The sequence below is a fragment of the Butyrivibrio sp. genome, assembly GCF_017433805.1.
Taxonomy (GTDB): Bacteria; Bacillota; Clostridia; order Lachnospirales; family Lachnospiraceae; genus Butyrivibrio.
Window position 1 is genome coordinate 19,330 of the sequence record NZ_JAFRGN010000050.1, and the last position, 21,029, is coordinate 40,358.

Sequence of the window (21,029 nt, forward strand, 5' to 3'; positions counted from 1 at the left end):
GTATGATAGCGCCAATATAATTGTATACATGTATAGCGGCTTAATATGGTAGGAGGATTTAGTATGGTAACAACGCTTGATAAGGGATGCTATCTCTTAAACGGAACTACTATTGTTCCCGATGATGAGCAGGCCCAGGCTGTTCTTGGAAGCCATGGAGTTAATACTTCCAAGGAAGATGCCAAGGAGAACACAATTGCTTACGGAATTCTGAAAGCTCACAATACTTCCGGCAATATGGATAAGCTTTGCGTTAAGTTTGATAAGCTTACTTCCCATGATATTACTTATGTAGGAATTATTCAGACAGCCAGAGCATCTGGTCTTGAGAAATTCCCTATTCCATATGTACTTACTAACTGCCACAATTCACTTTGCGCAGTTGGTGGAACTATCAACGAAGATGATCACATGTTTGGACTTACTGCTGCTCAGAAGTACGGCGGAATCTATGTTCCACCTCATCAGGCAGTTATCCACCAGTTCGCAAGAGAAATGCTTGCTACATCAGGTGGCATGATCCTTGGTTCAGATTCTCATACAAGATACGGTGCCCTTGGTACTATGGCTGTTGGAGAAGGTGGACCAGAGCTTGTTAAGCAGCTTCTGGGACAGACCTACGACGTAGATATGCCAGGCGTTGTTGCTATTTACCTTGAAGGAACACCTAAGAAGGGCGTTGGCCCTCAGGACGTTGCTCTTGCTATCATCGGCAAGGTATTTGGCGATGGCTATGTTAAGAACAAGGTAATGGAGTTCGTTGGACCAGGTGTCAAGAACTTAAGCGCTGACTTCAGAATTGGCGTGGATGTAATGACAACAGAGACTACATGTCTTTCATCCATCTGGCAGACCGACGATACAATCAAAGAATACTACGATATCCACGGCAGAAGCGGAGATTACAAAGAACTTAAGCCTGGAGATGTTGCTTACTATGATGGCCTTGTTAAGGTTGACCTTGATACTCTTAATCCAATGATCGCTATGCCTTTCCACCCAAGCAATGTATACGAGATTGCTGAGGTTAATAGAAATGCTGCTGACATCCTTGCTGATGTTGAGAAGCGCGCAAAGGTAAGCTTTGGTGATAAGGTAGAGTTCTCTCTTCAGAATAAGCTTAAAGACGGCAAGTTCCATGTAGATCAGGGAATCATCGCAGGCTGTGCAGGTGGCGGATTCGAGAATATCTGCGCTGCAGCTGATATCCTCAAGGGTCACTTTATTGGTAATGACAGATTTACTCTCAGCGTATATCCAGCTTCTACACCAATCTTCATGGAAGTTGTTAAGAACGGCGTTGCAGCTACAATCCTTGAGACAGGTGCAATCCTTAAGACTGCATTCTGCGGACCATGCTTTGGCGCTGGAGATACTCCTGCCAACAACGCATTCAGTATCAGACATTCAACCAGAAACTTCCCTAACAGAGAAGGTTCCAAGGTTCAGAGTGGTCAGGTTGCTTCTGTTGCTCTTATGGATGCCAGATCTATCGCTGCAACAGCTGCTAATCAGGGCGTACTTACACCAGCAACTGAGTTTGATGGTGAACTTAATAAATACAAATATCACTTTGACAGTGAGATTTATAAGAACCGTGTATTTGATTCACACGGCGAGGCAGATCCATCAGTTGAGCTTCAGCTTGGACCAAACATCAAGGATTGGCCTAAGATGGTGGCACTTACTGATAACCTTCTCCTCAAGGTTGTTTCTGAGATCCACGATCCAGTTACAACAACTGATGAGCTTATTCCTTCAGGTGAGACTTCATCCTACAGATCCAATCCTCTTGGTCTTGCAGAGTTCACTCTTTCAAGAAAAGACCCAGAGTATGGAGGAAGAGCTAAGGCTGTATATGCCGAGGAAATCAAGAGACGTGAGAATGTTTCTTTTGATCAGATGGATGCTGAGCTTGCAGAGGCTGTTAAGGCTATCAAGAAGGATTATCCAGATGTTACAGTCCAGAATACTGGTATCGGTTCTACAATCTTTGCAGTTAAGCCAGGTGATGGCTCTGCGAGAGAGCAGGCTGCTTCCTGCCAGAAGGTTCTCGGCGGATGGGCTAACATTGCCAACGAATATGCTACCAAGAGATATCGTTCAAACCTTATCAACTGGGGTATGCTTCCATTCATCATTGATGGCGAGGAACTTCCATTCAAGAATGGAGAGTACATCTTTGTTCCAGGTATCGCAGCTGCAGTAAAAGACAAGGCTGAGAACATCAAGGCATTTGCAGTAGCAGATGGCAAGCTCAATGAGTTTAACTTAAAGCTTGGAAGTCTCACTGATGACGAGAGACAAATAATCCTGGATGGTTGTCTTATTAACTTTAACCGCGTAAAATAAACTATGTAGCGATTAATGAATTTAATGGACAATGCCATGTTTTCTTATATGAGAGGGAAAAAGAGAATAATAGCAGCACTTAGTGTGCTTATAATGGGAAGCGTCGCAGGTTGCGGCGCTTCTTCTGCTGAAAGAAGCGAAGAAGTGCAGGAGGCTACGGAGACTGTAGAGGAGCAGGTTCAGCCTCAGGCTTCTGCCCAGACGCAGGCTTCTTTTGACGTAGAGAATATAGATGCTCCGGTACAGGTGCCTAACATTCTGATAGATCAGATAGGTTTTAATGCTGAATCCGAGAAGGTTGCTGTATTCAGGGGCAAAAAACTTCCTGATTCTTTTCAGATAATTGAGCTCGAAACGGGAAAAGAGGTCTTCAGAGGAGAAATAGTTAAGGCAACTCTTGATGAAGAAGTCGGCAAGTACTACGGAATCGGAAGATTCAATGACTTCAAAGAGCCAGGAGCCTACTATATTTATGCAGACTATATTGGTGAATCCTACTCTTTTACCATAGGAGAGGATGTATATAGAGATGTGCTGGATGAAGCATGTCGTAAGTACTATACGAACAGATGCGGAATAGCAATCTCTCAGGTGGATTCAGGGGACAACGGACATAGCGCCTGCCACACTACAGAAGCTAAACTTCAGGAGAATGCAGATACTACTCTGGATGTAACAGGCGGCTGGCATATGGACGAGCATGCTGACAGAGACGTTCTCATTGGCTCAAGGATTGTAGAAAATCTGCTTCTTGCCTACGAGATGAATCCCGGAGCATTTACGGATGAAACAGGGATACCAGAGAGCGGAAATGGAATTCCGGATATAATTGACGAGATCAGATACGAAGCTGACTGGCTTCTCAAAATGCAGGATAGTAAGACCGGCGGTGTTTATGGAGCGGCCATCACCAGCGGTAATGGGAATTCGGATATATTTTCCGCGCCTGTAGAAGTGACACCAGTTTCAATGGATGCTACAATTGGCTTTGCTGCCACAATGGCAAGATTCAGCTATGTTTATCAGCAGTTTGATCAGGGGTATGCGACTACAGCCCTTAAGGCAGCAGACAGAGCATGGGAGAGCTTTTCCATAAATCAGAGCGTCTATGAGAGCACAGCAGCTTTCAAGGCAGCAGCTCAGTTATACAGGGCAACAGGCAATGATAAGTATGAGCATGTTCTTGACAGCTTTTTTGTAAAAGATGATCTTCTGGAGCTGTTTAACAGCGATGAGAATATTTTTATGGGAGCTGTGACTTATCTTTCTACTAATCAGGATGTGGATAAAAAGCAGTGCGAGAAGCTGATCAAGGCACTTATGAAGAGGTCTGAAGAAATTGCCTCCAAATCTACAGAGAGTAGATATCTTGTTGTAGATGCAGCAGAAGGAGAGGATTTCTCCAAGCTGTTGGATGAGGCCAGATGCCTTACAGTTACTAATCATATTATCTACAACCACGAATATACGACTATACTTGAGAATCATGCGCACTACATGATGGGAATGAATCCTTCCTGTATGAATTTTGTAACTTCAGGAACAGACAGAGATCATGAGGATGTTGATAACTATAACGGAGTTATGAATGACCCTCAAAAGGATGCTCTGCTTGTATTTATGCTGAGTGTCTTAGAGAATTAACAGCATTTTTTCCATATTATTTGTCATAATATCGAATTTGCAAGTAAATAGAGCTAGTGATAATATAGGTGAGTCATGAATGCAAATATTAATGGACTTAATATAAATTACATAGATGAAGGCGCTGGACCACTGCTTATTATGCTTCACGGATGGGGCTCCAACATCGATCTTTTCGCCGGAGTTATTTCTTTTGCCAAGACCAAATATCACGTGGTGGCAATGGATATGCCTGGCTTTGGTAAGAGCGATGAACCGGCTGAGCCAATGGGCGTAGATGATTATGTGAACTTCGTGCTTGCCTTTGTTAAAGAGCTTTATCCGGAGGAAAAAGAGATCATTTTCCTAGGACATTCCATGGGCGGCAGAATCATCATCAAGCTTGCTGCAGGAATCCACGATGACAGGATCAAGGCGGATTTCTCTATTCCTAAGATAATCCTCACAGATTCAGCAGGAGTACTTCCTGTCAGAACAGGTGCTCAGAATAAGCGCACCAAGAGATATAAGTTCTACAAGAACCTTATTACCAAGACCGGAATAGTTAAGCTGTTCCCAGGAACGCTTGATTATCTTCAGAAGAAATTTGGAAGTGCGGACTATGCGGCTGCTTCACCAGTAATGCGTAAGTCACTGGTCATGAATGTTAACGAGGACTGCACACCGTACATGCCTTCAGTTACACAGCCAACACTCCTTATATGGGGAGATCAGGACACAGCAACACCTCTTTCTGACGGACAGAAGATGGAAGAGCTTATGCCTGAGGCAGGACTTGCCGTTATTCAGGGAGCAGGACATTATACATTCCTTGATAATCCTTACCTTTATAACAAGATTCTTGGAAGTTTCCTTGGAATCTGAGATTAGACAACTAATTGGAGAAATAAATGTACATATTTACAATTTTGATCAAGGTAATTGGAATAATAGCAATAACTGTGCTGGGACTTCGCTATTACACTCATATGCTGCAGCTGTCCAGTTATCAGTTCCAGGGATATTTCAGATTCCTTAAATCAGTTCGTACAAGCTTTGGACTTCACATTGGAGCAGCTTGTTCACTGATCCTGGCGCCTCTTTTCATGGCGTGGGAGCAGTTCGGACTCTATATGTTATTTGATATTCTCGCAATCGTATTTATTGTTATGACTGCGTTTATGTATCTTCCCAAGCCTGCCAAGAAGAAATTTGTGGTAACAGACAGGGTTAAGAGACTGTTCATTACCTATGCGGTTTTGATAATCATTTTACTGGTTGTTTCTGTGGTTCTTTATAATTCAAGTTCAATTGGATTCGTTGCAGGCCTTATCGTTTGGGCAGTTTATCTTGGACTGTTCCCATTACTTACAGCCCTTGCTAACCTTATCAACAAGCCAATCGAGAACAGGATCAATCAGTACTACATAGATGATGCCAAGAGGATCCTCAGAGAGCATCCGGGACTTCGCATCATTGGTATCACAGGAAGCTTTGGTAAGACCAGCGTTAAATACTACCTGACAACTCTTTTATCTGAAGGGTACAGAGTTCTCATGACTCCTGAGAGTTACAACACCCCAATGGGAATTGTCAGAACTATAAGAGAGCACCTTATGCCAACTCACGAGATCTTCGTGTGCGAAATGGGTGCAAGACATCTCCACGATATCAAGGAGATCACAGATATCGTACATCCTGATGACGGTATCCTTACTTCTATCGGATATCAGCATCTTGAGACCTTCCACAGCCTTGAGAACATCGTCAGCACCAAGTATGAGCTTCTTGATGCAGTTGACGAGAAGATGAAGGCTGACGGACAGAAGGATAAGCATCTTAAGTTTGTAAACGGCGACAATCATATAATCCGCGCTAACATGAAGTACGAGGATGCCATTACCTATGGTATGTCTGAGGACTGCGACTACAGGGCAACAGACATCAAGGTTTCAGGAAGCGGTACTTCTTTTACCGTAACAGCACCAAATGGCGAGGCTTGCGAATTCGCAACCAAGTTAGTTGGCAGACATAATGTTGAGAACATCGTGGGAGCTATTGCTGCAGCTAACAGTCTGGGCGTTCCTATGACCAAGCTTAGAATTGCTGTCAGGAGACTGGCTTCAGTTCCTCACAGACTTGAGCTTGTTAAGCACGGCAATGTATCAATCCTCGATGACGCATACAACTCTAATCCTAACGGAGCCAAGGTTGCCCTTGAGACACTGGATCTTTTCGAGAATCAGGTCAAGATTCTGGTTACACCAGGTATGGTCGAGCTTGGAGAAAAAGAGGATGAGTACAACAAGGAGTTTGGTAAGCAGGCAGCAGCTGTCTGTGATTACATCATTCTTGTTGGTGAAAAGAACAGCGCATCTATCAAGGCAGGAGCTATTGAGGCGGGCTTTGATCCAGAGAGACTATTTGTTAAGAATACTCTTAATGAGGCAACAGCCCTTATGTATGAGCTTGATGCAGGAAGAGAAAAGGTAATTCTTCTTGAGAACGATCTTCCTGATAACTATAAGTAATGAATTGAAGTAAGGAATTTAGAAAGAAGGCAGATTATGAAGCTTAAACTTGCAGTTTTATTTGGTGGAAAGAGTACAGAGCATGAGATTTCTATTATCTCTGCTATTCAGGCAATTGGTCATATCAACAGAGACAAGTATGACATCATTCCTGTTTACATTACCAAGAATAACGATTTTTACGTTGGTGAGGATGTTGATAAGATCGAGGAGTACACACATATTCCAGAGCTTATCAAGAAGAGCACACAGGTTATCTGGGTAAAAGAGGGTGACAAGGTATCTCTTATGAGATATCCAATGAAGAAGTTCGGCAATAACGTTATTTCTCAGGTTGATATCGCATTCCCTATCGTTCATGGAACAAACGTTGAGGATGGAACACTTCAGGGATATCTTGCTACACTTGGACTTCCTGTTGTTGGATGTGACGTTCTCTCATCAGCAGTTGGTATGAACAAGTACGTTATGAAGACAGTACTCAAGGACAACGGTATTCCAGTTCTTGACTGCAAGTGCTATACATGGAAGGACTACGAGGATGTCAACCTTCTTGTTGAGAAGATCGAGAAGTCTTTTGAATATCCAGTAATCATCAAGCCTCTTAACCTTGGTTCCAGTATCGGTATCAAGAAGGCAGGCGACAGAGAGGCTCTTATTGAGGCTCTTGATCTTGGCTTTGAGTTCTCCAAGAAGATCCTTGTTGAGCCAGCTATTTCTGACCTCAAGGAGATTAACTGTTCAGTTATTGGTGACTACGAGGAAGCTAAGGCTTCTGAGTGTGAGGAGCCAGTTAACTCTGACGATATCCTCAGCTTTGAAGATAAGTACATTGGCGGCGCTAAGGGTGGTGCCAAGGGAGCTAAGACTGGTGGTAGCAAGGGAATGGCATCTCTAAAGAGAAAGATCCCAGCTGAGATCACTTCTGAGCGCAGAGAAGAGATCAGAACAATGGCAGTTGAGGCATTTAAGTGTCTTGGATGTTCTGGTGTTTCCAGAATTGACTTCATGATCGACAAGAAGACAGATAAGGTTTACCTCAACGAGATCAACACTATTCCAGGTTCACTTTCCTTCTATCTTTGGGAACCACTTGGAGTAAAATATACACAGTTACTTGATGAAATGATCGAACTTGCTCTTAAAGCTGACAGAGAGAGCCACAAGGTTGTTTATTCCTTCGAGACAAACGTTTTAGAGGGTGTTCACCTTGGTGGTGGCAGCAAGGGCGCTAAAGGCTGATAATAAATAAGCGGTATGCATAGGTGATATGCATACCGCTTTTTGTTGTGTTTAATTACTTGGCGTTTTTGATATATGTCTCTTCTACGATCTTCTTAACGTACTGATCGATGTTCTTCTGATCTTCCTTAGGAAGCTCAGACATGATAATTGGTTTGCAGTACTCGATAGTAACGTGAGTAGACTTGATAAATGGAAGATGCTTTTCAAAAATCTCATCTGAGCGATTGATTACAACAGGAACGATTGGACAGTCAGTTTTCTGAGCAATCTTGAAGCTTCCTTTTTTGAATTCACCAAGTGGAAGCTCAGTTTTGTTCCTGGTTCCTTCTGGATAGATGAAGATTGAGATACCATTTTTAACCTTATCGATAGCTGTGAGGATCATCTCCATACCCTTGCGGATGTCGCTTCTATCAAGGAAAAGACAATCCATATAGATCATCCAGATGTTGAGAAGCGGAACGCGGAGAATTTCTTTTTTAGCAATAAAACCTGTAGGCCTTGGAACTCTGGGGTAAGCAATAACTATATCAAAGATACTGCGGTGGTTACCAACGTAGAGAACAGCTTTGTCTTTTGGGACATTCTCTTCGCCGATGACAGTTCTTTTAACACCGCTGAGGAATAAAACTACGTTAAAGGCCCAGCTGACAATTGCCAGTGAAACGGTCTTCTTGGCCCAGGGATTAAACTTGCCTACGATCAGCAGAACACCCTGGATAGGGAGACTTAGTATCAAAAAAATCGCTACAAATAAAACTGCGAAAATGGAACGAATCATAAATAAATGCCTCTTTTCTAAAATCTAAAAAAATACCTCATATATTTTCTCATGGTTAGCCCAAAAATGGAATAGATATGATAAAGTAAATGAGAATCAAGAAAAAGTGGCAGTGGAGGAGACTATGATCTTAATTAAGAACGGAACATTGCTAGATCCTGCAAGCGGAAGAAGCGGCTTGTTTGATATTCTGATAGACGAGGAGCAGATTGCCAGAATCGGAGCCTGTGGAAGTCTGGATGATATGGCCAAAGAGTACCTTTCAATGAAGCTTATGGAGGATCCGACTCTCACTGGAGGGGAGCTCACTGAGATCGATGCTTCAGGATGCATCGTAGCTCCAGGTCTTGTGGATTGCCACGTTCATTTCAGAGATCCCGGATTTACTTATAAAGAAGATATTACAACCGGCGCCAAGGCAGCAGCCAAGGGCGGTTTTACTACAGTTGTCATGATGGGCAATACAGAGCCTCACATGGATAATGTAGATACAATTAAGGATGTGCTGGCAAGGGGTGCAGAGACAGGAATCAAGGTCCTGACCTGCGGAAATGTCACCAGGGATATGGTTGGAAAAGAGCTTGTGGATATGGATGCGCTTATGGCAGCTGGAGCAGTTCTTTTTACTGACGATGGAAAACCTATAACAGATGCAGGTCTCATGGAGAAGGCGTGTGTCGAGGCTGCAAAGCGAGGCATGATCATAAGCCTTCACGAGGAAGATCCTTCCTTTATCAAGGAAAATGGAATAAATGCAGGTGAAGTTGCAGAAAAGCTCGGACTTTCCGGTTCACCAAGAGATGCTGAGATAGCAATGGTGAAGAGAGACATAGAGATTGCAGAGAAGACCGGCGCTGAGATAGTTGTGCAGCACATCAGCGCAGCTGAGTCTGTAGACATGATCAGAGAGGCCAGAGCCCGCGGAGTCAAGGTTCATGCGGAAGCTACTCCTCATCACTTTACCCTCACTGAGGACGCAGTGCTTAAGTATGGCTCACTTGCCAAGATGAATCCACCTCTCAGACTTGAGAGTGACAGACAGGCCATTATCGCAGGCCTTAAGGATGGCACGATCGACATGATCGCTACTGATCACGCGCCTCACTCAAGAGAAGAGAAGCAAAAAGAATTAAGTCAGGCTCCAAGCGGCATTACAGGACTTGAGACATCACTTTCACTTGGAATAAGGGAACTTGTAAACACTGGAATGCTCACCATGGGAGAGCTTATATACAGAATGAGCACAGGGCCGGCGAGAGTGTATGGCCTTGATGCAGGAGAGATCAGGGAAGGCGGAGCAGCTGATCTTGTGATATTCAGTCCATCAGAGGAATGGAGCTTTGTTCAGAGCGTGTCCAAGTCATCCAACACACCGTTCCTTGGTCAGAGGATGCCTGGCAAGATCTACGCAACGATCTGTAACGGAAAAGTGGTATATAGCGCCTGAGAAATTTAGATATCGTTATGTTTAATATGGCAGTAGATAATAGATAAATTGAGGAGCATAGGAATGGGAAAAAAGAAAAAGACAGAGGCTAAAGTACTAAGCCAGGCAATTCTTGCAGAGGGAATCTATGATCTGTGGCTTGAGACAGACCTTGCCATGGATGCACATCCTGGCCAGTTTGTGGGAGTTTATCCGACTAACAAATCAACTCTTTTGCCAAGACCGATCAGTATCTGCGAGGTTGACAGAGACAGATCCGCCATCAGGCTGGTGTACAGAGTTGTTGGATCCGGAACAGCAGAATTTGCGCTGTATCAGCCTGGGGATTATATGATGATCCTGGGAGTTTTGGGAAATGGCTTCCCACTTACAGAGGCAGCAGGTAAAAAAGTTGTAGTAATGGGCGGTGGAATCGGCGGTCCTCCACTTCTTCAGACAGCCAAAGAGCTCTCTGGTAAAGGTGATGTGACAGCAGCGTCAGTTACTGCAGTTATGGGCTACAGAAATCAGGAGACCTTCCTTGCAGATGACTTTAGAAAGTATTCAGAGCTTGTCATTGCTACAGAAGATGGCAGCGTTGGAACTAAGGGTAATGTCATCGATGCAATGAGGCAGCAGAACGTAGAGTGCGACGTTATCATGGCCTGCGGACCAATGCCTATGCTCAGAGCAATTAAGGCCTATGCACAGGAGAAGGGAATTAAGGCATATATCTCACTTGAAGAGAGAATGGCCTGCGGAGTTGGCGCTTGTCTTGGCTGTGTCTGCAAGACCAAAGAGGTAGATCACCACTCATACGTGCATAATACTCGAATCTGTACAGATGGACCAGTTTTTGATGCAGAGGAGGTAGAGATCTGATGAATACACAAGTTGAGATAGCAGGCGTTAAATTTAAAAATCCCGTAATGACAGGTTCTGGAACCTTTGGCTCCGGAATGGAATATTCTGATTTTGTTGACCTTAATAAGCTTGGAGCAGTAGTGACCAAGGGTGTTGCCAATGTGCCATGGCCTGGAAACCCGGTTCCAAGAGTTACAGAAGTATATGGTGGTATGCTCAATGCCATCGGTCTTCAGAATCCTGGAATCGATGTTTTTGTAGAAAGAGATCTGGAGTTCCTTAAGAAATATGACACTAAAGTCATTGTTAATGTATGTGGAAAAAGTGTTGAGGACTATCTCGAGGTTGTAGAAAGACTTGGAAATGAGTCTAGAGTAGATATGCTGGAGATAAATGTCTCCTGTCCTAATGTAAAAGAGGGTGCTATTGCCTTTGGCCAGAACAAGGATGCGCTTTTTGACATTACCACAAGGATAAAAAAGGTAGCTAAGCAGCCAGTTATCATGAAGCTTAGTCCAAATGTAACAAGTATTGCCGAGATGGCAAAGGCTGCAGAGGCAGCAGGTGCTGATGCAATCTCACTTATCAACACCATTACAGGAATGAAGATAGATATCCACAAGAGAAAATTTGCTCTTGCAAATAAGACCGGCGGAATGTCAGGCCCTGCGATCAAGCCTGTAGCTGTACGCATGGTATACGAAGCATCTCACGCTGTTAAGATCCCTGTTATTGGAATGGGTGGAATCGCAAATGGAGATGATGCAATTGAGTTCATTATGGCCGGAGCTACAGCTGTTGCAGTTGGAGCAATGAACTTCCATGACCCATATACTACAGAGAAGGTAGTAGAGGGAATCGAGAGCTACATGAAGAGATACAATGTAGAAGACATCAATGAACTTAGAGGAATCGTTGAGTAAAACTAGACATTAGAATGATGTAGCATATTGAGATGTTCATGAACGAGAAAAAGGAAGGGTGGTTAAACCCTTCCTTTTTGATTACTAGCAACCTTATTCAGTTACTGTCTTCCCTGTCAGCTCATCGAATCCCTTCATAACTGCTGCATAGGTCTGCTGAGATATTTCTGGGAGATTTCCTCCCCAGGTCTTTTCTGCCTGAGCAAACCCCTTTTCGAAGGCGCCTCTCATTTTTTCGAGCTTGTCAGGATCGTCTCCGGCGAGGGCTTTAGCAAAGTCGAGGATACGTTCCGAGGTCTGTTTAACGCCCCAGTATCCGTCCTCTGCTATATCTTCCTGAGCCTGAGCCTTTGTGGCTGCATCAACAGTAAAATCACCCTTTGCAAGGAAACTCCAAATGGAGTCTTCTGAATTGTCAGAGTTTGCAATTCCGTAGCTCTTAGCCTGCTTGCCCATCATCTTCTGAACGATGTCAAGGAGCTGTTGCTGGCGGATTTCATCATCTGCCTTCAGCTGCTGGATGATTTTGGTTCTGTCCGCTTCTTTTGAGGAAACAGATGAGGTCTTTTCGTCTGATTTCTCATAAACGGCGGCAGCCTCCTGCCTTACCTTTACCTCATCGTCTTTCTTTTTTTCTTCAACAGAATTTGGATTGACGGTTGAAGCATAGGTGGTAGCGATGTTGTTAGTAACCTCGGTAACTCCGTTTACGCCCATATAGAACTCCTTTTCCGCGACGGTTAATAAAACTCGCTTGAAACGAAACAATAGTTTACCTAATCCCCTTATCGGCATTTTTTCAAAAAACTTTAGAGGTAAATCAAAAATTTTTTAATTTTTTTGGATTTTTTTTCTTGAGTTTGATGTTTGCTGGTGAGAAGATGTAAGGGAATTGATATGGTAGCGTGGTTGCGCGCTTTGCCATACACAATATTACTGGAGACGTGATTAAATATGAAGATAGAGAGACTAGCATACGGCAAAATCAATCTGGGACTGGATGTAACAGGTAGAAGAGACGATGGATACCACATTGTACGCATGATCATGCAGAATGTGGATATATATGACACACTTACTTTTGAGGATAACGAGACTGGAGAAATAGTTCTTACAGCATCTTCCGACAAGATTCCTACAGACGGATCCAACCTTATCTGTAAGGTTGCCAGACAGCTTCAGGAGGAATACGGCGTAACTAAGGGCGCTAATATCCATCTGGTTAAAAGAATCCCTGTAGCAGCTGGAATGGCTGGCGGAAGCACAGACGGAGCTGCAGCCTACGTGGCTCTCAATGAGCTGTGGGGTCTTGGACTTGATAAAAAGAGACTTTGCGAACTGGCAGTTAAGCTGGGAGCAGATATTCCCTACTGTATCATGGGTGGAACAGCTCTTGCAGAGGGAATTGGAGAAGAACTTACAACAATTTCTGATATGCCAGCATGTAATATAGTTGTGGCTAAGCCTAATATCGATGTTTCAACAGGCTGGGTTTACAAGGAACTTGATAGCAAAGAGATAGAAAGTCACCCAGATATCGATGGAATCAGAAAAGCTATAGAAGCTGGCGACCTTAAGGGAATGTGTGACCTTATTGGCAACGTTCTTGAGCCGGTTACTGCTTCTAAATATGAAGAGATTGGCAAGCTGGAAGCTCTTTTAACAGAGGCTGGTGCAATTGGGGCATTCATGACAGGTAGTGGCCCTACTGTATTTGGAATATTTGATGATGCTGGTCTTGCTAAAAAAGGCTATGACAGCCTTTGCAAGAGCGGAATGGAGTTGCAGGTCTTCCTGTCAGGACCTATCAATCCAAACTAGGAGAATATTATGAGAAAAACTGTAGACGTGAATGTAACAGGAATACATTCAAGACCTGGTGAACCTACAGAGAAGATAACCACCAGTTCAAATGGAATATATCAGGATATGGAAGATGGCAGACGCCTTGTGGAGTACGATGAGGAACAGGACGCCGGAAACGGAGTAGTCAGGGTTCATAACAAGGTGTACATTTCTTCTGATGGCAAGAGCATGGAGATTTTCAGGGGCGGAGAGACTGAGAACAGACTCGCTTTTGGAGAAGAGATGGAGTATGACACGCAGTACAATACTCCTTATGGCTCCATGACCATGAAGGTTGTGACAAAAAGCTTTGATTTTAATACCAGTCATCAGGAAGATGACATGAAGGTAATTGCTGAATATGCCCTGGAAATGGAGGGGCAGGTACTGTCAGATTCGATGATTATCATAGAAGTAAAAAAAGCTGAGGCAAGATAACCTGCCTCAGCATTTCTATTATACTCTGAATTATTTAACCATCTTAGCGCCGGCTTTTTCCTGAGCCTTAGCAACGAGATCCTTGAAGAAGCCTTTCTTTTTCTGCTCTGGTGCAGCAGTCTTGCCGTGAAGACCCTTAACCTCTGTTACATAAATACCACTTACAGATGCCTTAACCTCTTTCTTGGTAGGTACGTTGTCGAAAATCTTCTCATCACAGATGAGGCTCATTACTCTGTTACCAACTCTAACCTTAAGAATTGGAAGCTTGGATCTGCGAAGAAGCTTGGGTGTCTGATCGATAACTGCCTGTGGAAGGCCTGCTTCATTAAGCTTCATTCTCTTTTTATCGATGATAAGCATTGTAACAGTCTGCTTCATTGCATCAAGCTGAACCTGCTGTTCTTCCTGCTTCTTCTGTGCTCTTTTACCAAAGAAATAAAGTGCAACAATTGCAGCTACAAGGATAACTGCAATGACAATAGCTACGATAGCTCCAGTACTCAAAACTAAATCCTCCAATATCTAACAAACTAATCTGATGGCCATAATCTACTGAAATTCATCTTGGCCTACGTAGAGAATATTGTAGCATTGTTTACCTCGTAAGGCAAATAAAATACTTTAATATAAAGAAAATGTGTGGTAGTATAAGGAATATTGTTTTTACTATGGAAACAGTATACATTTTTTTAGTTTTTAAGGAGAGGTATTATGAAGAAGAAACTTTCAGTGCTACTGGCGGGAGTAATGGTGTGCACTATGTTTACAGCTTGTGGTAAGGAAGCTGCTAATGAGGGTAACGATAGCGCAGTAACAGAGAGCAGCGCTACTGCTACAGAGGCTTCAGAGACAGGAGCAGCTCTTACAATTGATTTTGATAACCTTGAGACTAAGGCAATCAGTGATGTAACAGCTTCAGACTTTGTTACACTTGGACAGTACCAGGAGATTACAGTTAATGCTGAGCAGAAACAGGTTACTGACGCAGATGTTGAGGACTACGTTAACAACCTTTGGGCATCTAACCCGCGTATGACAGAGGTTACAGGCAGAGCTGTTCAGGATGGCGATACAGTTAACATCGATTATGTAGGTAAATTTGCTGATACTAAGGAAGCTTTTGATGGTGGTACAGCAAGTGGTGCAAGCCTCACAATTGGTTCTAACACATATATTGATGGTTTTGAGAGCGGACTTGTTGGCGCAGAGGTTGGCGAGACAAGAGACCTTGATCTTACATTCCCAGAGAACTATGGCGCAGAGAACCTTGCTGGCAAGGCTGTAGTATTCACAGTTACAGTTAACAGCATCAGCGCTGCAGACGCAGAGAAGTCTGATGAGTGGGCAGCAGAGCTTGGTTATGAAGGCGTAACAGATCTTGCTTCACTTAATGATTATGCTAAGAAGTACCTTGAGGAGCAGGCTCAGAAAGAGTTTGACTCTACTGTAGAGAATACAGCAATTCAGATGGTTTACGATGCAACAGCTTTTGGCGATGTTCCACAGGAACTCGTTAACAGATACGTGCTTCAGCAGAAGCAGATGCTTGATTATCAGGCAGCTATGTATTCATATTACTATGGACAGGAGTTCACAATTGATACTCTTCTCAACAACTATATGAATGCTGAGGGCTTTGTAGGAAGCGCTGATGATTATCTCAATGACCTTTCTAAGGATATGGCTCAGCAGTACCTTATGTTCCAGGCAATTGCTGATGAGCAGGGCATCACTGTTTCTGAAGATGAGATCAATGAATACCTTCAGAATGCATACAACAATGCATCAACTACATCTTTCAGCTCTTTTGAAGAGTACAAGGCTTCTCTCGATCTTGAGATCTACAGAGAAGGTCTTATGGCTGACAAGGTTGTAGCATTTATCGTTGATAATGCTAATGTAGTTCCTGTTGAGGCAGGTTCAACACAGGCAGAATAATATAAAAACTAAGGAGAAAAAAGATGAGAACAAAAATTAAAGAGCTGTTCAGAAACACATCTGAATATGCTTCCAAAGAAGTGACCATCTGCGCTTGGGTACGTACTAACCGCGCACAGGCACAGTTTGGATTCCTTAACGTGAATGACGGATCATTTTTTGAGAATTTACAGGTTGTTTACGATCAGGAACTTAATAATTTTGACGACATCTCTAAGATAAGAGTTGGCGCCAGCGTTAAAGTAATTGGTAACGTGGTTCTTACTCCTAATAATAAGCAGCCTTTCGAAGTTAAGGCTACAGCTGTTGAACTTCTCGGCGATTGCCCAGAGGACTATCCTATCCAGCCTAAGCGTCACACAAGAGAGTACCTTCGCAGCGTGGCACACCTTCGTCCACGTACAAACCTCTTCAGCGCTGTAGTTCGTATCAGAAGTGTAGCTGCTATGGCAGTTCACACATACTTCCAGGATAGAGGTTACCTTTACGTTCACACACCACTTATCACAGGTGCTGACTGTGAAGGTTCTGATCAGATGTTCAAGATCACAACTCTTAACATGAATGATCTTCCAATGACAGAAGAGGGTAAGGTAGATTTCAGCAAGGATCTTTTCGGCAAGCAGTCCTTCATCACAGGTTCAGGACAGCTTCAGGGCGAGACATTCGCTATGGCCTTTGGTGATATTTATACTTTTGGACCTACATTTAGAACAGAGAACTCTAACACTCAGACTCACGCTAACGAGTTCTGGATGATCGAGCCTGAGATGGCTTTCTGCGACCTCGAGGGTCTTATGGACATCGAAGAGGATATGCTCAAGTTCGTTGTTAAGTATGTATGCGAGAAGTGTCCAGAAGAGATCGAGTTCTGCGACAAGTTCGTATCAAATGGTCTTAAGGACAAGCTTGATGCAATTGTTAGCGCTCACTTTACACGTATCAGCCACCATGACGTAGTTGATATCCTCAAGAAGGCAGATGTTAAGTGGGAGTTCCAGCCTGATTATGGCGAAGATATCGCCAAGGAGCACGAGAAGTATATCGTTGATTACTTCAATGGCCCTGTATTCATCACAGACTGGCCAAAGGAGATCAAGGCTTACTACATGAAAGTTAACCCAGACAACAAGACAGTTGCTGCTGTAGACCTTCTTGTTCCTCAGGCAGGTGAGCTTATGGGCGGTAGCCAGAGAGAAGAGAATCTCGACAAGCTTATCGAGAGAATGAACGAGATGGGCGTAGATAAGGAAGGTATCGACTGGTATCTCGACACAAGAAGATACGGTGGATGCATCCACAGTGGATTCGGAATGGGCTTTGAGCGTCTTATCATGTACTTAACAGGTGTTGAGAACATCCGTGACGTAATCCCTTATCCAAGAACACCTAGAAATTGTGAATTCTAAATAATAGGGGGCACCTTCGCTTGAAAAAGCGATGGTGTCCTTTTTATGTGCAGAGCCGAAAGCCTTTCTTGTTGAAACATATATTTTGATGGCATAATATATGGTAAGGATATTATTGGGACAAGGGGGATAGGTATGAAGAAAAGAAAAAACATTCTTTTTAGAATAATAGCTATAGCTCTTGCCATGTCCTTTTTTGCTGCGGAGCCTCTTACTGTTTATGCCACAACGAGTGAGGAACTTGAGCAGAATCAGAAGAAGCTCGAAGAGGAAGAAAAGAACCTCGAGAAACAAAAAAAGGACCTTGAGAAGCAGACCAAGGACAGTCAGAACAAGCTTAATAACGCCAACGACAAGATTGACGATTATTCAGAAGCCAAGGATGGCACACAGGAAGCAATCGATGAGACCAGTACTGAGATTGTGGGCCTGATGACAGATATAGAGATGATCAAAGAGGACATCGCCCACAAGGAAGAGCTGATTGATACTACTCAGAAAGAGTACGATGCAGCCAAGGAGCATGAGGAAACTCTTTATGCAGCCATGGTTCAGCGTGTTAAGTACATGTATGAAAAGGGCAATATGTCCTATGTTCAGATACTGCTGACAGCTACAAGCTATTCAGATGCGCTCAACAAGGTTAATTATGTTGAGAACCTGTATGAATATGACAGGATCAAGCTTGCAGAGTATGTGGCTGCCAAAGAGGCAGCTGAAGCCTATGGTGAACAGCTCGAAGCTGAGAAGGCAGAGCTTGAGACATCACAGTATGAGCTTGAGCAGGAGCAGGCATATATGGAAGAGCTCCTTGAGCAGTACAAGGCTACTTACGCAGACTACGAGGTTAAGCTTGCCAAGGCTAAGCAGGATGCGGCTGTTTATACAGCACAGATCAAGAGCCAGCAGTCTGGAATTGCAAGTCTGCAGAAGCAGATAGAAGCCAAGCAGAAGGAAGTTGATGCAGCCAAGAAGGCAACTCAGGAAGCTAAGGCAGCCGAGGAAGCAGCCAAGGCTGAGGCAGAGAGAGCAGCTAGCGAGTCAGAAGGCAATTCCGGTGGTTCCAGCTCAGGAAGTGGTTCGGGTAGCTCAGGCAATTCAGGTGGGTCCAAGAACATATCTCCGCCAGGAAGTTTATCTGGATCAAATATTGCAAGCTATGCATGTCAGTTTGTTGGTTATCCTTATGTGGCGGGGGGCACAAGCCTTACAGGTGGAGCAGATTGCTCTGGCTTTGTTCAGTCAGTATACAAAGCATTTGGTGTCTCTGTTCCCAGAACTTCATGGGCACAGGGCAACTATGGTAGAGAAGTTTCCTATTCAGAGGCTCAGCCAGGTGATGTAATTTACTACGGCGGCCATGTTGGAATATATATCGGCGGCGGACAGATAGTTCACGCCAGCACTCAGAAGACCGGAATCAAGTACAGTCCGGCAACATACAGATCGATTATTTCTGTGAGAAGATTTATCTGATTGACATTAAGGATAAGTTATGGGAATATTCGTAAAGACTATTAAATGTCCAAAATGTAAAAGCAATCATTATATCAAGGAGGATCCATGGCAGTAGAAGAAAAAGTCATAGTTATTGACTTTGGTGGCCAGTACAATCAGCTCGTTGCCAGAAGAGTCAGAGAATGTAATGTGTACTGTGAAATATATTCATATCGTACACCCATTGAACAGATCAAAGAGATGAATCCTAAGGGTATCATCCTTACAGGTGGACCTAACTCTTGTTATGAAGAGGGAGCACCTACTTACACCAAGGAACTTTTTGAACTTGGGATCCCAGTACTTGGACTTTGCTATGGAGCACAGCTTATGATGCATGTTCTCGGCGGTAAGGTTGAGAAGGCTCCAGTTCGTGAGTACGGTAAGACTAATACCTGTATTGATGGCTCCAAGGAAGCTCTTTTTGCTGGAATAGAAGATGAGACCGTTGTATGGATGAGCCACTTCGACTACATCAGCAAGGTAGCACCTGGATTTGAGATAATTGCTCACACAGCAGATTGTCCTGTTGCTGCTGCAGCTTGTGAGGACAGGAAGCTCTATGCTATTCAGTTCCACCCAGAGGTACTCCACACTGTAAGAGGTAAGGAGATTCTTCACAACTTCGTTAGAGGAATCTGTCAGACTGCAGGTACTTGGAGAATGGATTCATTTGTTGAGAATACTATCGCTGATATCCGTGAGAAGGTTGGAGATGGCAAGGTTCTGCTGGCTCTTTCCGGCGGCGTTGATTCTTCTGTACTTGCAGCCCTTCTTGCTAAGGCTATTGGTAAGCAGCTCACCTGCGTATTCGTAGACCACGGCCTTCTTCGTAAGAACGAGGGTGACGAGGTCGAGGGAGTATTTGGACCAAACGGAAACTTCGATATCAATTTTATCCGTGTCAATGCGGCTGAGAGATATTATGCTAAGCTCAAGGGCGTTGAAGAGCCAGAGAGAAAGCGTAAGATCATCGGAGAAGAGTTCATTCGTGTGTTTGAGGAAGAAGCCAAGAAGATTGGTACTGTGGACTTCCTTGCACAGGGAACTATTTACCCAGACGTTGTTGAGTCAGGTCTTGGCGGCGAATCTGTTGTTATCAAGTCACACCACAACGTTGGCGGACTTCCTGACTATGTAGATTTCAAGGAGATCATTGAGCCACTTCGCCTCCTCTTTAAAGATGAGGTTAGAAAGGCTGGTCTTGAGCTCGGTCTTCCTGAGTACCTCGTTTATCGTCAGCCATTCCCAGGTCCAGGCCTTGGAATCCGTATCATTGGCGAAGTTACAGCTGAGAAGGTTCGCATCGTTCAGGATGCAGACTTCATTTATAGAGAGGAACTTGCTAACGCTGGTCTTGCTAAGCTCCCTGATCAGTACTTTGCAGCTCTTTCAAACATGCGCTCCGTTGGCGTTATGGGCGATGAGCGTACCTACGACTACGCTGTAGTCCTCCGCGCAGTTGAGACAATCGACTTCATGACAGCCGAGGCTTCCGAGATTCCTTTCGAGGTTCTCCAGCGCGTTATGAGCCGTATCATCAACGAGGTCAAGGGCGTCAACCGCGTAATGTACGACCTCACAAGTAAGCCACCAGGAACTGTGGAGCTGGAATGATATTGAAGTGATATTAGAGACAGTAGAATAGAACTTTATGGCCCTAGGAACCGTAGATTTGGCGGCTTCTAGGGCCTTTTTCTTGAACGGCTGGATGATTCCGATTCTAAAGTAGTAGATATAGCAGACAGATTACGAGAGTTGTGCTTTTTTCTAGCGCTGGTTCACGTAGTGACAGGCTTGATATTGGTAGTGGCTACGTGAGAGGATGCTGTTAAAACATTGCAGTTCACGTAGAAATGGCCAGAAATGGAGAGAAACTACGTGAATTGAGAATCGTAAAAGGGTGGCTTCACGTAGAATACAATAAAATCACCTTATTACGTGAAGGTTACTTAAATCAAAAGGTTGCGTCACGTAGTACTGAGAGAAATTAAGCGAAGTAAAATTATAAAGACAAACTGTAGGAACAATTACAGGAGATAGAGTACAGTTAATCTTTCTGACATCTCAGCTTCGATTTTGTATATTTCAGAGGATACGCATTGTCCGCAATATTCGTTCTGCTATCATGAGAAACAACAAGAAACGAGTTGG

17 protein-coding genes are annotated in these 21,029 nt (G+C 43.8%); 14 read left to right on the forward strand and 3 right to left on the reverse strand.

From position 1 onward, the window contains the following. The first annotated feature begins 63 nt into the window (after positions 1–63). From IJI01_RS12435 to IJI01_RS12455, 5 genes are all read left to right on the forward strand, one after another. Entirely contained in the window at positions 64–2,352 is a 2,289-nt protein-coding gene (locus IJI01_RS12435) for a hydratase (protein WP_292190850.1), read from the forward strand. Positions 2,353–2,388: 36 nt separating this feature from the next. Then, positions 2,389–3,996: a glycoside hydrolase family 9 protein gene (locus IJI01_RS12440; protein ID WP_292190853.1), complete on the forward strand. Its 1,608-nt coding sequence runs from the start codon at positions 2,389–2,391 to the stop codon at positions 3,994–3,996. Positions 3,997–4,071: 75 nt separating this feature from the next. Continuing rightward, complete coding sequence (locus IJI01_RS12445) at positions 4,072–4,860, forward strand: alpha/beta fold hydrolase (RefSeq protein ID WP_292190856.1); 789 nt, start codon at positions 4,072–4,074, stop codon at positions 4,858–4,860. 26 nt (positions 4,861–4,886) lie between these two features. Beyond that, complete coding sequence (locus IJI01_RS12450) at positions 4,887–6,506, forward strand: Mur ligase family protein (RefSeq protein WP_292190859.1); 1,620 nt, start codon at positions 4,887–4,889, stop codon at positions 6,504–6,506. Between the two features lie 36 nt (positions 6,507–6,542). After that, on the forward strand, positions 6,543–7,748 hold the full coding sequence (locus IJI01_RS12455) for a D-alanine--D-alanine ligase family protein (protein WP_292190862.1): 1,206 nt from the start codon (positions 6,543–6,545) through the stop codon (positions 7,746–7,748). A gap of 55 nt (positions 7,749–7,803) precedes the next feature. Here IJI01_RS12455 and IJI01_RS12460 read toward each other — a convergent pair whose 3' ends face one another. After that, positions 7,804–8,532, reverse strand: a complete 729-nt coding sequence (locus IJI01_RS12460; RefSeq protein WP_292190864.1) for a lysophospholipid acyltransferase family protein — start codon at positions 8,530–8,532, stop codon at positions 7,804–7,806. Positions 8,533–8,656: 124 nt separating this feature from the next. Here IJI01_RS12460 and IJI01_RS12465 point away from each other — a divergent pair, with 124 nt between their 5' ends. From IJI01_RS12465 to IJI01_RS12475, 3 genes are all read left to right on the forward strand, one after another. Then, a complete protein-coding gene (locus tag IJI01_RS12465; protein WP_292190866.1) occupies positions 8,657–9,979 on the forward strand; it encodes a dihydroorotase in 1,323 nt (440 codons plus the stop codon). A 63-nt stretch (positions 9,980–10,042) separates the two neighbouring features. Further along, positions 10,043–10,840: a dihydroorotate dehydrogenase electron transfer subunit gene (locus IJI01_RS12470; protein ID WP_292190869.1), complete on the forward strand. Its 798-nt coding sequence runs from the start codon at positions 10,043–10,045 to the stop codon at positions 10,838–10,840. Next, a complete protein-coding gene (locus IJI01_RS12475) occupies positions 10,840–11,745 on the forward strand; it encodes a dihydroorotate dehydrogenase (protein ID WP_292190872.1) in 906 nt (301 codons plus the stop codon). The genes IJI01_RS12470 and IJI01_RS12475 overlap by 1 nt, the downstream gene beginning before the upstream one ends. Positions 11,746–11,838: 93 nt before the next feature. Here the strand turns inward: IJI01_RS12475 and IJI01_RS12480 are convergent, their stop codons facing one another. Then, a complete protein-coding gene (locus IJI01_RS12480; RefSeq protein WP_292190874.1) occupies positions 11,839–12,462 on the reverse strand; it encodes a hypothetical protein in 624 nt (207 codons plus the stop codon). A gap of 237 nt (positions 12,463–12,699) precedes the next feature. Here IJI01_RS12480 and ispE point away from each other — a divergent pair, with 237 nt between their 5' ends. Continuing rightward, positions 12,700–13,566 (forward strand): 4-(cytidine 5'-diphospho)-2-C-methyl-D-erythritol kinase, encoded by an 867-nt coding sequence (gene ispE / locus IJI01_RS12485; RefSeq protein WP_292190875.1) that lies wholly within the window; start codon positions 12,700–12,702, stop codon positions 13,564–13,566. Positions 13,567–13,575: 9 nt separating this feature from the next. Continuing rightward, complete coding sequence (locus tag IJI01_RS12490) at positions 13,576–14,028, forward strand: DUF1934 domain-containing protein (protein ID WP_292190876.1); 453 nt, start codon at positions 13,576–13,578, stop codon at positions 14,026–14,028. Between the two features lie 30 nt (positions 14,029–14,058). On the opposite strand, the gene IJI01_RS12495 is transcribed toward IJI01_RS12490, so the two are convergent. Further along, the gene (locus IJI01_RS12495) at positions 14,059–14,535 is read right to left on the reverse strand and encodes a hypothetical protein (protein WP_292190878.1); all 477 of its coding nucleotides are present in this window, start codon (positions 14,533–14,535) and stop codon (positions 14,059–14,061) included. 207 nt (positions 14,536–14,742) lie between these two features. On the opposite strand from IJI01_RS12495, the gene tig reads away from it, so the two are divergent. The 4 genes from tig to guaA all read left to right on the forward strand — a co-directional run bounded on the left by tig (position 14,743) and on the right by guaA (position 20,492). Then, positions 14,743–15,969, forward strand: a complete 1,227-nt coding sequence (gene tig, locus IJI01_RS12500) for a trigger factor (RefSeq protein ID WP_292190880.1) — start codon at positions 14,743–14,745, stop codon at positions 15,967–15,969. Positions 15,970–15,992: 23 nt separating this feature from the next. Then, positions 15,993–17,378: an asparagine--tRNA ligase gene (gene asnS, locus IJI01_RS12505; protein ID WP_292190884.1), complete on the forward strand. Its 1,386-nt coding sequence runs from the start codon at positions 15,993–15,995 to the stop codon at positions 17,376–17,378. Between the two features lie 135 nt (positions 17,379–17,513). Then, the gene (locus IJI01_RS12510; protein ID WP_292190887.1) at positions 17,514–18,854 is read left to right on the forward strand and encodes a C40 family peptidase; all 1,341 of its coding nucleotides are present in this window, start codon (positions 17,514–17,516) and stop codon (positions 18,852–18,854) included. Between the two features lie 87 nt (positions 18,855–18,941). After that, positions 18,942–20,492 carry a glutamine-hydrolyzing GMP synthase gene (gene guaA / locus IJI01_RS12515; protein WP_292190890.1) on the forward strand — a complete coding sequence of 517 codons (1,551 nt, stop codon included), beginning with the start codon at positions 18,942–18,944 and terminating at the stop codon, positions 20,490–20,492. The last annotated feature ends 537 nt before the right edge of the window (positions 20,493–21,029 follow it).

Coding starts and splice junctions, on each gene's coding strand:
- IJI01_RS12435 (WP_292190850.1), top strand. CDS start 64: ATGGTAACAACGCTTGATAAGGGATGCTATCTCTTAAACGGAACTACT.
- IJI01_RS12440 (WP_292190853.1), top strand. CDS start 2,389: ATGTTTTCTTATATGAGAGGGAAAAAGAGAATAATAGCAGCACTTAGT.
- IJI01_RS12445 (WP_292190856.1), top strand. CDS start 4,072: ATGAATGCAAATATTAATGGACTTAATATAAATTACATAGATGAAGGC.
- IJI01_RS12450 (WP_292190859.1), top strand. CDS start 4,887: ATGTACATATTTACAATTTTGATCAAGGTAATTGGAATAATAGCAATA.
- IJI01_RS12455 (WP_292190862.1), top strand. CDS start 6,543: ATGAAGCTTAAACTTGCAGTTTTATTTGGTGGAAAGAGTACAGAGCAT.
- IJI01_RS12460 (WP_292190864.1), bottom strand. CDS start 8,532: ATGATTCGTTCCATTTTCGCAGTTTTATTTGTAGCGATTTTTTTGATA.
- IJI01_RS12465 (WP_292190866.1), top strand. CDS start 8,657: ATGATCTTAATTAAGAACGGAACATTGCTAGATCCTGCAAGCGGAAGA.
- IJI01_RS12470 (WP_292190869.1), top strand. CDS start 10,043: ATGGGAAAAAAGAAAAAGACAGAGGCTAAAGTACTAAGCCAGGCAATT.
- IJI01_RS12475 (WP_292190872.1), top strand. CDS start 10,840: ATGAATACACAAGTTGAGATAGCAGGCGTTAAATTTAAAAATCCCGTA.
- IJI01_RS12480 (WP_292190874.1), bottom strand. CDS start 12,462: ATGGGCGTAAACGGAGTTACCGAGGTTACTAACAACATCGCTACCACC.
- ispE (WP_292190875.1), top strand. CDS start 12,700: ATGAAGATAGAGAGACTAGCATACGGCAAAATCAATCTGGGACTGGAT.
- IJI01_RS12490 (WP_292190876.1), top strand. CDS start 13,576: ATGAGAAAAACTGTAGACGTGAATGTAACAGGAATACATTCAAGACCT.
- tig (WP_292190880.1), top strand. CDS start 14,743: ATGAAGAAGAAACTTTCAGTGCTACTGGCGGGAGTAATGGTGTGCACT.
- asnS (WP_292190884.1), top strand. CDS start 15,993: ATGAGAACAAAAATTAAAGAGCTGTTCAGAAACACATCTGAATATGCT.
- IJI01_RS12510 (WP_292190887.1), top strand. CDS start 17,514: ATGAAGAAAAGAAAAAACATTCTTTTTAGAATAATAGCTATAGCTCTT.
- guaA (WP_292190890.1), top strand. CDS start 18,942: ATGGCAGTAGAAGAAAAAGTCATAGTTATTGACTTTGGTGGCCAGTAC.